Below are 13509 nucleotides of genomic sequence, written 5' to 3'. Positions count from 1 at the left end.
AAAAAAGGGGTTATGAACATGACAAAAGTTCGTGTAGCAATTGCAGGAGTAGGATCATGTGCGTCAAGTATCGTTCAATTTGTTGAGTTGGCTAAGGAAAAAAAGGATACGCTCTCTGGTGTTATGCATGACGTCATTGGAGGCTATCAGTTATCTGATGTCGAATTTGTTGCCGCTTTTGAAGTAGATCAAAATAAAGTCGGAAAAGACTTATCAGAGGCCATTTTTACTAAACCAACGGCTGCAGTGAAACATATTGATGTTCCGTTTTTCCAAGTAACCGTCGAAGCAGGTCCTTTATGTGATGGACTTGAAGGAGATTTGTCCAACTGCATTCAACCACATGAACATTCACTGAATATGAAAACACATGATGTGACGCAAAGGTTAAAAGATGTTCAGGCAGATGTACTCGTCTGCTTCTTACCAACAGGTTCGTTTGAAGCAGTTCGTGTGTACGCAGAGGCCTGTGCACACGCTCAAACAGCCTTTATTAATGCGACACCTGAACCGGTGGCAAATGATCCTGAGTTTGTCAAAATGTTTGAAGAGTCGGAGACCCCGCTCCTTGGAGACGATTTAAGAAGTCACTTAGGTGCAACCACACTGCATACAGCCTTAATTGAACTTTTAAAATCCCGCGGGATTGATATCACCAATACGTACCAACTAAATGTTGGAGGCAATACGGACTTTTTAAACCTAGCCAACCCTATGAGATCAACGAGTAAGCAAAAATCGAAGAGAAAAGCATTGTTCGCTTCAGGTATTGATGCCAGTGAAGTGGCAGCAGGTCCAAATGGTTATGTCAGCTACCTAGGGGATCATAAGGTCTGCTTCCTGCGATTAGAAGGGAATTCGGTTTTAGATTCTGACATTTCACTTGAAATTCGTTTACAAGTAGAAGATAGTCCGAATTCAGCTGGTGTCATTGCGAATGCGATGCGTGTTGCAAAAGCAGCTAAAGATATGAATCATAGCGGTGTCATACATGACGTCTGCCCATTCTTATTTAAGAGTCCACCAGTTGGACAAGTCGATTCAGAATCATTACGTCTGTTCAATGAATATGTGGCAAATGCTGAGCTGAAAAAGGTATAACCAGTGGAAGCGGGACTCAATCTTCGCAAGATAAAATTTGCCGCTTTTGACTTGGATGGAACATTAATTGATGACAGAGGCGAGCTTATTGGTGATGTCCATGGCGCAGTGAACATGCTGCGCCAAAGAGGCATTATTCCCATTATTGTGACAGGAAGAACCTATGATTCTTTCTTCTCTCTGGATTTAGATCGATCTCTACTCGCCTTATTTCATCATGATGTTTTGCTGAATGATGGGAATGTCATTTGTCATCATGAAAAGAAAACATTTGAGGTGAAGCAGTATGTAGATGCAGCTTTATGCCAACAGATCATCACATCACTTGATGGAAAAGCTGAATTTGTCATGGAATCTCATGGAAAGCATATGGCATCAAGTAAAAGCGCTAAGTTGAAATACTGCATGCTATACACCTTTCCACGAGAAAAAATAGAGGTTGGTCACAAGAAAGAATTTAGCTTTGACCATGTAACTAAACTATTTATTTTACCAAAAGAAAAAGTGGATCTTGCTCATCAATTAAAAAATTGTCATTGCGACGTAGCAGATGCCCAGTTTTTAAATGCTCAAGTCATATCTCCAAAAGGGATTTGTAAGGCAGACATGCTTGAGCACCATTTATTCGATTGTTTTGGAGAAAGAGATTTAGATCGTGTGATTGCCTTTGGAAATGGTCATAATGACAGGCTGATGCTGAAGAAGGCCAAGTGGGGGCTAGCCGTTCAAGATAGTCATCCGTCGGCGATTGAGTTAAGTGATGTTCATTTACAGGAGCCTATTTCTGATTATCTATATAAAGTTTTACAATCATTTGAAACGACGCACGTTATCAATGAAAAGGGAGGTATTTAGTTGAGGACCCTTCAACTGCCTTTACCAGAAGCATTAGAAGATACAATGATATCGGATTTTATGGAAAGAGTTTCATTTCTATCTGCTCATATTGTGCACGTGGCTCTTAACGAAGAGGAATCTATGATTGAAGTAACCGTAGATAAAATGGGAGACAAAGAGGCAATATCAACTGCGTTTTCGAATCTATCGTCAAATATCGCACAGCTGCGGAGATTTCGTGAAAAAGAAATAAAATCAAATATTCATTTATCTAGTGATCCTGTTCATTCGAAACTAAGCGAGGAAGATCAGAAAAGAACCTTCTATGATGAAGTTGAATTGGAACTTTCAAACTACTTTGATCAATTATTTTTAAATATAGGGATTTCACTTGGAGCAAAAGTAAGGCGATATCCTTCGACGATCAGTAAAGATTTAATGGAAAAATGTAAGTATCATACGAATTTTCCGCAAAATATTTATTCTGTTTTTGAGATCCCTCATGATTATCAAATCATTGATGATATTCGAGAAAAGCATCATGGTTTTCAGCCTGAACACTTCCAGCAGGCAGGCCGTTTTTTACAGCCGTGTATTTGTTATCACTGCTATGAGGAATGGGAAGGGAAGACGTATACAGACAATCAAATGATGACAGCAACGGGGCAATGTTTTAGACATGAAATCTCTTGGAAAGTGGACCCTCTCAGGAAAATAGAATTTAGTATGCGTGAAATTGTCTTTATTGGTCATCAAGAATTTATCAATGAAACGAGAAAAACACTCCTTGAAAACACATGGGAATGCTTTCATCAACTTGGTCTAAGTGGAAAGGTCACGACCGCAAATGACCCTTTTTTCTTTTATGATGATATGGATAAAGCGAATTATCAATTAATGGCTAATAGCAAATATGAATTAGTCGCTGTGACAGAAAAGAAAGACGTTTCAATCGCTTCTTTTAACGACTGTGGAGAGATGCTTTGTGAAAGGTTCCATATTAGCGGAGGAGATGGTCTGCCGCTTTATTCAGGTTGTGCGGCATTTGGGATCGATCGTTGGGTTCAAGTGTTTTTACAAACATACGGTCGAAATCGAAAGGATTGGCCGAAAGACATGCGTCATTTAAAGGAGGAGCGCTATGCTGCAAAGTAATCTGACTCAAGAAGAACATACAGCTCTCATCTTATCCAATCCTTTTTTAAAAGCCAGTCAAATTGAAGAGATGCAGGAGCTTTTGTATAAGCAGCAAGACTGGAATGTCATTCTCGGAATGCTGCATGTTCACCGGACAGCAGGAATTGCGTGGAAGAATATTAAACGTTATGCCATTCATTTAAGAAAAGAGTTTAAAGCGACCTATTTTTTAAAGTCATTAGAGATTATGTATAAGGGTCAATTAGAAACGGCTCGAGACAATATCAAGTTCAATGATCAGTTATTTCAAGCACTTGATCAAAAAGGAATTGAGTATGCCATTGTAAAAGGAAGTGTGATTGGCCAGTGGGCCTACGGTGATGTTGGGCTTCGCTTATTTGGAGACAACGATCTCTTTATCTCACAAGATCAGCTGCAAGAAACTGGACGCGTATTAAACGAATTAGGTTATATTCAAGGTTCTTGGAACTATGAAACGGAGACAGTCACACCTGCCAAACGCAAAGACATCCTTTACCTCATCATGAACTCACATCAAACCTACACCTATATGAAACCTACACCAGATTGCCGCTTTATTGATTGTCATAAAATTGATGTTCAGTTTTCAGTTGATCTCATGACAGGGAACCGAACGGATTCAATCGTCAAAGAAATGCTGTCTAGACGAATTCAAACGTCTGTTGATCAGCACGATGTATGGTCTTTAAAAGAAGAGGATATGCTTCTTTTCCTATGTATTCATTTTTATAAAGAAGCGATTTATTTAAATGAAGTGGAGTCAATGAAAGACTTACTGCTTTATAAACTGCTAGATATATATGGCATGTTTATGAAGGAAGACCTACTCGATGTGGATTTGTTTGTCCGGCAGACGAAAGCGTATGGCTTTGAAAAGATGGTCTATTTTGCTTTTCATTATGTGAATGAGGTCTTTCCTCAAACGATTCCTGAACTTGTCATGGATGCACTTCAGCCTGAATCGCTTACTTATTTATCCGAAGTGCTGGATGCAAATGATGTCGTTCATACTTGGAATCAACCAATTCGCAAACGATTCTTTCATATTAATCGATCTTTAGATATTAAAAAGCATTCTGTGCATAAGGAGTAGTGTCATGAAAGATCCGGCATCGCTATTTGATTTTAAGGGAAGAAATGACGTGATTTGGTATGGGAATATGAATCAAGAACAGAGCTGGGATCAAACAAGAGCTTTACCAGTCATGACAGACCATGTTCAAAATGAACTGGTTCTTCAGCAAGAACAACAACTGCTTTTGATTGCATCTAAAGAGCATCATGTCATCTTGCATCATCAGCCTGATAAAGCTTTTTTAGCCTATTTGGAAAATCAAGGTGTTCAGCTTCCGCATATGACTCAACTAGACCATGCATTTACATTAAATGGACTTATTGTACCGTATCTTTTAGATGAATCCCTTGAAAAAGAAGCATTGATTGAAAAAAGAACGATATACGGCTCAAATGCTACGCTCGTAAAGCGGTTCAATCATAAGATTTCTACTAGAAGATGGGCAGAAGAACATCTGTTTAACGTCACGTGCGGCGCTATCTGTCATCATGCTGACGAATTAAAACAGACGTATGAAGAATTAAAGGCGAAGAATTTCTCAAAAATGGTTCTGAAAATACCTTATGGATCATCTGGGAAGGGGCTGCGTATTTTAAAAAATGACCGAGAATTTATGCAGCTGCTGACCTTTATTGAAAGAAGGAATATCGAAACGGATTTGCTCTTAGAGGGATGGCATCCGATTAAACGGTCCTTAAATGCCCAATTGCTCATTCAAGAGGAGGGGTCACACTTACTCTCCATTACAGAGCAGAAAATTAATGAGGACGGCATTTACTTAGGCACGGATTTTGCGCCTGTGTATGAATTGGACAAAAAACGTGAATACGAAGCAAGCATGCATCGAATCATAGAGCTTCTTTATGATGAAGGGTATCGTGGTGTGGTTGGTGTCGATTCAATTATTGATGAAAATGAACAGCTCATACCGATCATCGAAATAAATGCCCGGTTCACACAGGTCACTTATTTACTCCCACTGATTTGTCGTTTTTTTTCAACTTACGAATATATCGAAAGCCGCTTTAAAAGATTCTCATGCAGCGCTGACCTGCCATTTGAAGATGTCTTAACGGAGGTAACAGAAGCACTCAATCCGGGAGAAGATGGCGGGTTCTTTATTTATACTTTTGGTAAGACGAGATCTGATGATACGTGGCACTATCGATTGTTTATCTTGTTTTACCATATGAAGAAGGACAAGCAGATTCATATGCTGACAATGTTTGATGAGATGGAATTTTCATCAGAAAGGAGGAGGAGATGTGCTGGAAAATGACTTTACGCTCTTAGAGAAAGCAAATCGTTATGGGACGCCGATGTATGTATACGATGGAGATGCATTGAAAGAGCACTATGAGCACATTACATCATGGCTCCATCAAACAGCTGAGGTGTTCTTTTCATTTAAGGCCAATGGAAACGTCTCGATTGCATCATTGTTACGGTCTTTTGGAGCTGGTATAGAAGTGGCTTCTGAAGGAGAGCTTTTCATGGCGATAAAAGCAGGTTATTCACCGCAGCATATCATTTTTTCTGGACCGGGTAAGCAGAAGGAAGAGATTGATACCGCTGTTCAGCATGAGATCTATTGTATTATCGCCGAATCTAAGGAAGAACTTACCTACATCGCTGAGTCTGCAAAACGTCAACACAAGCAGGCATCAGTAGGCATTCGGATCAATCCAGATTCAATTGAGTCACGAGCCAAAATAAAAATGGGCGGAGTTCCAAGTCCGTTTGGAATAGATGAATCTAAACTGAATGATGTATTTGATCTGTTTCAGAAGTATGATCATTCGCTGCTATTTAAAGGGATCCATATGTATCTGGGAACTCAAGTTCTTGATGAAACATCGCTTTTATCTTCGTTTGAATACACACTTAACACAGCTGTTCGAATCAAGAATGAATATGGACGAACATGCCAGATGGTTGATTTAGGTGGCGGTTTTGGCATTCCGTATTTTCAGCATGAAACCCCGCTTCATGCTGAAAGGCTATTTCAACACGTAGCGGATTTGATTAGATCATATGAAACAGAGCTTGAATTTCCGAGGTTTATTATAGAAATGGGAAGATTTCTTTTAGCAGAATGTGGTGTTTATTTAACAACCATACAATATGTAAAAGAATCAAAAGGGCAGCCGTTTTTAATAGCAGATGGCGGGATGCATCATCATCAAGCGATGACGTTTAGAGGCAGACTGCTCCGCAATAATTACCCTATGCGGCTCATTAAACATTCCAGCAACACCGCAGCCGTAGTGAAACAATCAATTGTTGGTCCACTTTGTACACCAGAAGACTTAATTGGCAGGCAGGTGGAGCTTCCGCAAGGGGAAGTAGGGGATCTTCTTTGTATTGAGAAATCTGGTGCATATGGACTGAGCTACAGCCCTACCTTATTTTTAGGTCATTCTTCTCCGCTTGAGATACTGTTGTTTGAGGGGAACGATTATGTTGTGCGAGATAGAGGGACACCGGAAGATCTGTTATTGAAACAAAATAGATCATTCTTTAGACAAAGGAGGGGTGAAGATGAAACTGACAGAGCTTCGACAAGAAACGATTGATCGTCTCATTCACCAATTTTCAGAAAGAGCAGGGCAGCTGGATGCCGAATCTCTGTTCCCACATCAGAATCTAGACGAGCTGATTGATTGTGGGTTGCATGTCGCCAATATGCCGAAACAACACGGAGGTCTTGGATATGGATTTGAAGAAACGATCACCTTGTTGTCACACATATCTAAAGGGTGTGCGTCAACAGGCCTCATTATGGCAATGCATTACTATTCGCTCGGCGCATTTTCTGAAGTGCTGACAAGTGAGCAGCAGGCTTCGGTATTTGACGATATTCGGCATTCAGGAGAGTTCATCGCCTCTGTCAGCGACCCGAATGTGATTTTTATTTATCAACGAAAGCAAATGGAGGGAATTCCAACCATCACCGCTGAAAAAACAGATGGCGGATATCTTGTGAGTGGAACTAAGTTTACTGTGACAGGTGCACCGCGCATTAAATATTTGCCAATCTATTGTGAGTATGCCCCGTCGTCATGCACATCTCAATATGGAATGACGGCGCTTTTAATGACATTACCGAGTGAAGGTGCTGCGGTGGAGGAATCGTGGAATTATTCGGGAATGAGAGCATCGATGAGTCATCACATTCATTTTGATCAAGTGTTTATACCCGATCATCAGCTCATCGGGCGTGAAGGCTACGCAATAGAAGATACTGAACATTTAATCTATTGGTTTCGTTTAGCTGTTACCGCTGTTTATTACGGGATTGCAAAGGCAGCATATGAACATGCCCTCGGTATGGCATATAAAAGGAATGATCGAATTTCTAAGAAGAAATCAGCCTTTTTACCAGGTCAACAATTTCGTATTGCAGATATGAAAATGAAATTAGATGTTGCACATTCTCAGCTCATGGCCTGTGCCCAGCAAGCAGATCGAGAAAAGAAACAAACTCATTACTCGAGTGAGTTGTATACGAAGACGCTGATTACTAAACACTTTGTGACGCAGGCGGCAGAAGAAATTGTGGAGCTGGCTTCTCAGGTCGAGGGTTTTTCTTCATTACAGCAAAGATCTTTGCTCGAGCGCTTAAGCCGAGATGTGAAAGCGGCAAAATTTCATCCACCTTCAGAAGATGTATTAAAAGAAGTGATTGCGAAAAAAGAGCTGGGCATTATCCCGTTAAAAAATCGCTGGGTATGATGGCGTAAAAAAGGAGGAGACATATGTGGCTACTGCAGCACCTATTTACCGAAACAATTATTTAAACTGTTCTCAATTAACGATTGCAGCCATGCTTCTTAGACAAGGAATTCAAATCGACAGGATTTGGAGGCAAGCTGGTCTTGTTTATAGATCTCAAGACCAAGGGTTTGTTTTGATCGGTTCCTTTAAACATTTTCGTGAAGATATTCTGCATCATAATGGCATTCATTTAGAAGAAATTTTTTACACCGAAGAGGAATTAGACCTCTATATGAATCGAGTATTTAAACAGCATCCTGAGAGAGGCACTGTGTCTGTTTCTTTAGATATATTTGAATTACCGTACTGTCCATTTTTTGAAAGAGAACATGGATATCATACATTGGAAGTACTTGAGGTGAATGATGATCATGTAGTGATCAGTGACCATGCTTATTCTTATCATGGCACATTGAGTAAAGATCATTTGATGAAAGCCGCACGCTCTGTCTACGAACATACGCCTCGAACCGAAAATCGTTATAAATGGATCAAACAGGTTGATCTTGAGAAAGAACCGGATGTAATGAAAGTTTTAAAAGAGCATGTTGCCATATTAGAAGGTGCACCGCCACATTTTGAATTGCCTGGAGCTATCACAGGCCTTGACGCAATTTCAGTCATTCAAAGAGATTATATAGATAGTATCAAAGGTGATGAAAATGGTAATTTATTAGACAATGTTTATTTTGAAGGACTAAAGGATGTCGCCAACTCCAGAAAACATATGGTGACATTTTTATCATCATATGAAAATGAGCATTTACAACCCCTTATTCAAGCATTTGAAGATGCTTATCAAAGCTGGACAGTGCTTGCTAATTTTACAGCTAGAGTCGGCCTCAGCAAAAATCCTCGCAGTATGATTGAAAGGACGTCGAATCGGTTTCAAAAAACATTAGAAGTGGAGACAAGCCTTCTCACGCAACTAAAAGAGGTGATTCAAAATGAAAACCTATCAACCCCTCACTCTTCATGATTATGTCAATAACAGAGGCATCACATATCAAAATGAATATGAAAAAGGCCAATTAACCATTGGTGGGGCTTCTTTGCCGGCTGAGTTGGTCATGAACGTGAAGGACTCTTTGGTCGAAGGCATTCCTTTTCAGTTCATTTATCAAGATCAAGGAGACAATATTGAATTAGAGGGTCAGTCTATTCAACTTCAGGCAGTTGAAGCAGAAGCGCTCCATGTCGTTGGCTGTTCATCTAATGGTAATCTCTACGAAAAGATGACATTATTACGAGAGGGGACCGTTGTCTTGGAGTCTCGTCTTTCATTAACCGATGTGATTGAACGTGAACCTGCATTTGATGATCGATTGGCTTATGCATTTGATTATATTCATACGGTAGCCGGCATCAATCATCATTTGACATCAAACCTATGGATTGATTCGCTTTCCTTCTCGCAAAAAATCGTTTTTGATGAAATCCGCTTTCAAGATAATCCATTTATGCATATTTTCGCAATGACGACTCAGCAGTCAGATCATTGATGGAAGGGAGCCATGTCTATGTGCGGCATTGCAGGTTATTGTCATTTTAACAAAGCACCACTTGATCCACACATCTTACTGAAGATGAAAAACGCACTTAGTGTGCGTGGACCTGATGATAGTGGTGTATATCAAGACGACTCAGTTGGTTTGGTTCATACACGGCTTTCCATTATCGATATTCAATCTGGGCCGCAGCCAATAACAAATGAAGATGAGTCTATTTGTGTGATTTTAAATGGCGAGATTTATAATTTCCAAGAACTAAGAGAGGACTTATGGAATAAAGGTCATACGTTTCGTACGCTGACAGATACAGAAGTACTTGTTCATGGCTATGAAGAATACGGTATTTCTTTTACTGAGCAATTAAATGGAATGTTTGCAGCTGCGATTTGGGATCAAAAGAAGAAAGAATTCTATTTATTTAGAGACCGGTCTGGGATTAAACCGCTTTATGTTTCAGAATGTAGAGGAGGGCTTATTTTCGGATCGGAAATGAAGGCTCTTCTTCAGCATCCAGATATACAAATTGCCATTCAGCCTGAAGCTGTCCTTAGTTATTTATCCTTCCGTTATGCGATCGGCGAGCAAACTTTCTTTCAAGGAATTCAAACATTACCCCCAGGTGTCATCTTGAAAATAGACGAAACAGGAATGACAAAAGAGGCCTATTGGCAATATCCTTTCCCATCTGATGGAATTGACAGGGGAGAACGTTATTATCAAAAGGGATTGTTTGAATTACTTCAAGATAGTGTGCAAAAACAAATGATGTCTGATGTACCTGTAGGAGCTTTTTTGAGTGGAGGAGTGGATTCGACTTCGATTGTCGCTTTGATGTCCAAATATGCGAACGAGAATATTCACTGTTTTTCGACCAGCTTTGAAGAGGAAGGTTTTTCTGAAGAAAGCTATGCCAAGCTCGCAGCAGAACAATACAACGTCAAGCTTCACTCACATCGAATGAGTGAAGAAGAATACTTTCAATTATTGCCAGAAGTTGTGAAACGAAGAGATCATCCTCTTTCCATTCCTCATGAAGTCGCTTTTTACCATATGTCAAGTGAAGCAAAAAAGCATGTAACGGTTGTTTTGTGTGGTGAAGGAGCGGACGAATTGTTTGCAGGGTATGGACGTGTATTTAGGAGTCCTTCAGATTGGCGTAAAATTTTATGGCTTCAAAAAAACCGAAAGCTGTCATCCATCCTTTCAAAGGTATTATTTGAACCGTCCTTTCAGCAGCAGGTGCATCAATTTATCCATCTTGATGGGGAAATGGAACATTATAAAAAAAGATATGCTTGGTTTACTGATAGCGAAAAAGAGCAGCTCTTAGGTCAGCACGCTCATTCAATTGATTCTGCTGATTTGCACATGAATCAGTTGATCGCCCATTGCTTTCAAGAGATGGAAGGGGCGTCGTATGAAAACAAACTGCTCTATTTATTTCAACAAATCCATTTACCCAACTTGTTAGACCGGCTTGATATGATGACGATGTCACACGGACTAGAAGCACGTGTACCGTTTCTTGATCATCGCATCATCCAATTTGTCAACGATATGCCTTTCAAGTACAAACTTCCTTATAAAGGGCTACCTAGCAAAGTGCAAGCATTTTTCCAATCGAGCCTTAAAACAAGTGAGGTCCAAGATATTCCGAAATATATGTTGAAAAAGACAATGGAGCAAACGGTGGATAAGCGTATATTATATAGAAGAAAAATGGGTTTTCCTGTTCCGGTGTATCATTGGATGAACAAAAGAATGGGAGAAATCGAAGAGAAACTTCTTGATCAACAAAGCTTTGCAACACAATTATTTCAAAAGGAGCCGCTAGAACAATTTTTGCGAAATCATTCGAATCAGAAGAACAAAAATGGAGCGGACCAAAAAGTGTGGATGCTTTACAACTTGGAATTATGGCATGATCACTATATCAAAGGGGCGCGTCTTCCGCTCCAAACTAGTCATTAAGAGGCCCGGTCTATTCCCCTTGCCTGCTGCATATATGATATGGAAGGGGAGTGATGCGATTTTGAGGCTGAGTGAGCTGTCAGGAAAAGAGATCGTCGATATTAAAAGAGCGGAGCGGCTTGGCGTGCTTGGACAAACCGACCTTGAAATAAATGAACAGGACGGTCAAATTACAGCACTCATCATACCTTCCGTCAAATGGTTTGGCTTTCGAAAACAAGGAAATGACATCCGCGTTCCGTGGAATCACATTCAAAAAATAGGATCAGATATGATCATTCTCGATGTGCCTGAAGAACTTCAGCCGCACGGGGAAAAAGAGCACCCATCATAAAAGGGTGCTCTTTTTCTTTTCTCTCCCCGATTTGTTCACAGGCTGAATCCTCTCCTCATATGCTGAAAGGGAGATTCGGAAAATATTACAGACTTTTTTAAATAAAGAAGGTGAACGGTCAGTATGTTGAGCGGTTTAACGGTTGCGGTGATCGGGGGAGATGCTAGGCAGCTTGAAATCATTCGCAAGCTGTCACAGCAGCATGCCAAAGTGTTTTTGGTCGGATTTGATCAGCTGGATCATGGATTTATTGGTGCTGAAAAGCTGAAAATGTCAGAGCTTCCATTTGAGCAGGTAGACAGTATGATCCTTCCGGTATCAGGTGCTACAGACGAAGGGGTCGTTGCCACCGTTTTTTCAAATGAGAAGGTCGTGCTAGAAGCTAAATATTTAGAAAGAACCCCTGCACATTGTACCTTGTACTCAGGTATTTCTAATATGTACTTAGACAATATGGCAAAGCAGGTGAACCGGAAGCTTGTGAAGCTGTTTGAGCGAGATGATATTGCCATATATAATTCTATTCCAACAGTTGAAGGGATTATCATGATGGCTATTCAGCAAACGGACTATACGATTCATGGGTCACATGTCGCTGTTCTCGGGCTTGGTCGAACAGGGCTCACCATTGCCCGCACATTTCGGGCGCTAGGTGCGGAAGTGAAAGTTGGTGCTGCAGATACAGCCCATTTAGCGCGAGCCTTTGAGATGGGACTTGATCCATTTTCAATGGACCGTTTAAAAGATGAAGTAACGGATGTCGACATCATCATCAATACGATTCCAAGCTTAGTATTAGATTCATCTGTCATCGTTAGCATGACACCAAAGACACTCATTTTGGATATCGCCTCCCGCCCAGGTGGAACAGACTTTGACTTTGCACAAAAGCATGGAGTGAAGGCACTTCTTGCACCAGGACTTCCAGGGATTGTGGCACCAAAGACAGCCGGACAGATCATTGCAAAAGTGCTTTCTGGGCTCTTATGTGAACTTGCGGAGGAAAAAAGGGGGATGGAATCATGACAACACTAAAAGGGAAAAGAATCGGCTTTGGTTTAACAGGTTCTCACTGCACGTACGAAGCTGTTTTTCCGCAAATCGAATCACTCGTGAAAGAAGGGGCAGAAGTGCGTCCTGTCGTGTCGTATACGGTGCAAAATACGAATACGAGATTCGGAGAAGGAGCGGACTGGATTGAGCGGATTGAGAAGCTGACAGGATTTCAAGCGATTGACTCAATCGTCAAAGCAGAGCCACTCGGACCAAAACTTCCACTTGATTGTATGGTCATTGCGCCTTTAACAGGCAATTCAATGGCGAAATTTGCAAATGCACTGACAGACAGTCCAGTCTTAATGGCTGCTAAGGCGACCATTCGTAATCACCGCCCTGTCGTTTTAGGCATTTCCACCAATGATGCATTAGGTTTAAATGGTACAAATCTCATGAGACTCATGTCGACAAAGAACATTTTCTTTATTCCATTCGGCCAAGATGATCCATTCAAAAAACCGACTTCCATGGTAGCGCATATGGATCTACTGACGAAAACGGTAGAAGAGGCGCTCGAGCATAGACAAATTCAGCCCATTTTAATTGGAGCAAACGAATAATAGATTCACTAGAAAATCATGAAAGATTCAAAAAAGGTACTTCAAGCCTTGCTTTTCTATGGTAAAATAAAATGTAAAAAGTCATAGGATGGCCATCCGAAAGAAAAG

At 40.6% G+C, this 13509-nt stretch carries 13 protein-coding genes; all 13 read left to right on the top strand.

The window, feature by feature from the left end; genetic code table 11:
* Positions 1-18 precede the first annotated feature (18 nt).
* Positions 19-1101 (top strand): inositol-3-phosphate synthase, encoded by a 1083-nt coding sequence (locus FBF75_RS01185; protein WP_234922839.1) that lies wholly within the window; start codon positions 19-21, stop codon positions 1099-1101.
* A 3-nt stretch (positions 1102-1104) separates the two neighbouring features.
* Positions 1105-1956 carry an HAD hydrolase family protein gene (locus tag FBF75_RS01180; RefSeq protein WP_136944365.1) on the top strand — a complete coding sequence of 284 codons (852 nt, stop codon included), beginning with the start codon at positions 1105-1107 and terminating at the stop codon, positions 1954-1956.
* On the top strand, positions 1957-3093 hold the full coding sequence (locus FBF75_RS01175) for an aminoacyl--tRNA ligase-related protein (protein ID WP_136944364.1): 1137 nt from the start codon (positions 1957-1959) through the stop codon (positions 3091-3093). It abuts the gene before it with no gap.
* A complete protein-coding gene (locus tag FBF75_RS01170; protein ID WP_136944363.1) occupies positions 3080-4210 on the top strand; it encodes a nucleotidyltransferase family protein in 1131 nt (376 codons plus the stop codon). The genes FBF75_RS01175 and FBF75_RS01170 overlap by 14 nt, the downstream gene beginning before the upstream one ends.
* A 4-nt stretch (positions 4211-4214) precedes the next feature.
* Positions 4215-5471, top strand: coding sequence for an ATP-grasp domain-containing protein (locus FBF75_RS01165; protein WP_136944362.1), 1257 nt, complete (start codon positions 4215-4217; stop codon positions 5469-5471).
* Positions 5458-6768 carry a type III PLP-dependent enzyme gene (locus FBF75_RS01160; protein WP_167403851.1) on the top strand — a complete coding sequence of 437 codons (1311 nt, stop codon included), beginning with the start codon at positions 5458-5460 and terminating at the stop codon, positions 6766-6768. Before FBF75_RS01165 ends, FBF75_RS01160 begins: the two co-directional genes overlap by 14 nt.
* Positions 6734-7927 carry an acyl-CoA dehydrogenase family protein gene (locus FBF75_RS01155; RefSeq protein WP_136944360.1) on the top strand — a complete coding sequence of 398 codons (1194 nt, stop codon included), beginning with the start codon at positions 6734-6736 and terminating at the stop codon, positions 7925-7927. The genes FBF75_RS01160 and FBF75_RS01155 overlap by 35 nt, the downstream gene beginning before the upstream one ends.
* Before the next feature lie 25 nt (positions 7928-7952).
* Positions 7953-8948 (top strand): hypothetical protein, encoded by a 996-nt coding sequence (locus FBF75_RS01150; protein ID WP_058337322.1) that lies wholly within the window; start codon positions 7953-7955, stop codon positions 8946-8948.
* Complete coding sequence (locus FBF75_RS01145; RefSeq protein WP_136944359.1) at positions 8917-9471, top strand: hypothetical protein; 555 nt, start codon at positions 8917-8919, stop codon at positions 9469-9471. Before FBF75_RS01150 ends, FBF75_RS01145 begins: the two co-directional genes overlap by 32 nt.
* Positions 9472-9489: 18 nt before the next feature.
* Positions 9490-11451: an asparagine synthase (glutamine-hydrolyzing) gene (asnB, locus tag FBF75_RS01140; protein WP_167403852.1), complete on the top strand. Its 1962-nt coding sequence runs from the start codon at positions 9490-9492 to the stop codon at positions 11449-11451.
* 61 nt (positions 11452-11512) lie between these two features.
* Positions 11513-11785 (top strand): YlmC/YmxH family sporulation protein, encoded by a 273-nt coding sequence (locus FBF75_RS01135; RefSeq protein ID WP_008344726.1) that lies wholly within the window; start codon positions 11513-11515, stop codon positions 11783-11785.
* A 123-nt stretch (positions 11786-11908) separates the two neighbouring features.
* Entirely contained in the window at positions 11909-12811 is a 903-nt protein-coding gene (gene dpaA / locus FBF75_RS01130; RefSeq protein WP_017359065.1) for a dipicolinic acid synthetase subunit A, read from the top strand.
* The gene (dpaB, locus tag FBF75_RS01125; protein ID WP_008344723.1) at positions 12808-13401 is read left to right on the top strand and encodes a dipicolinate synthase subunit B; all 594 of its coding nucleotides are present in this window, start codon (positions 12808-12810) and stop codon (positions 13399-13401) included. Before dpaA ends, dpaB begins: the two co-directional genes overlap by 4 nt.
* The last annotated feature ends 108 nt before the right edge of the window (positions 13402-13509 follow it).

It is taken from the genome of Bacillus sp. S2(2019), from assembly GCF_005144805.1.
GTDB lineage: Bacteria > Bacillota > Bacilli > Bacillales > Bacillaceae > Bacillus > Bacillus altitudinis.
Note: the sequence above shows the minus strand (reverse complement) of the source record. Positions and strands in the feature narration are given on the sequence as shown.

Excerpts from the sequence above, each read along its gene's own strand:
- FBF75_RS01145 (WP_136944359.1), top strand. The coding sequence starts at position 8,917 with ATGAAAACCTATCAACCCCTCACTCTTCATGATTATGTCAATAACAGA.
- dpaA (WP_017359065.1), top strand. The coding sequence starts at position 11,909 with ATGTTGAGCGGTTTAACGGTTGCGGTGATCGGGGGAGATGCTAGGCAG.
- FBF75_RS01170 (WP_136944363.1), top strand. The coding sequence starts at position 3,080 with ATGCTGCAAAGTAATCTGACTCAAGAAGAACATACAGCTCTCATCTTA.
- FBF75_RS01185 (WP_234922839.1), top strand. The coding sequence starts at position 19 with ATGACAAAAGTTCGTGTAGCAATTGCAGGAGTAGGATCATGTGCGTCA.
- asnB (WP_167403852.1), top strand. The coding sequence starts at position 9,490 with ATGTGCGGCATTGCAGGTTATTGTCATTTTAACAAAGCACCACTTGAT.
- FBF75_RS01155 (WP_136944360.1), top strand. The coding sequence starts at position 6,734 with ATGAAACTGACAGAGCTTCGACAAGAAACGATTGATCGTCTCATTCAC.
- FBF75_RS01165 (WP_136944362.1), top strand. The coding sequence starts at position 4,215 with ATGAAAGATCCGGCATCGCTATTTGATTTTAAGGGAAGAAATGACGTG.
- dpaB (WP_008344723.1), top strand. The coding sequence starts at position 12,808 with ATGACAACACTAAAAGGGAAAAGAATCGGCTTTGGTTTAACAGGTTCT.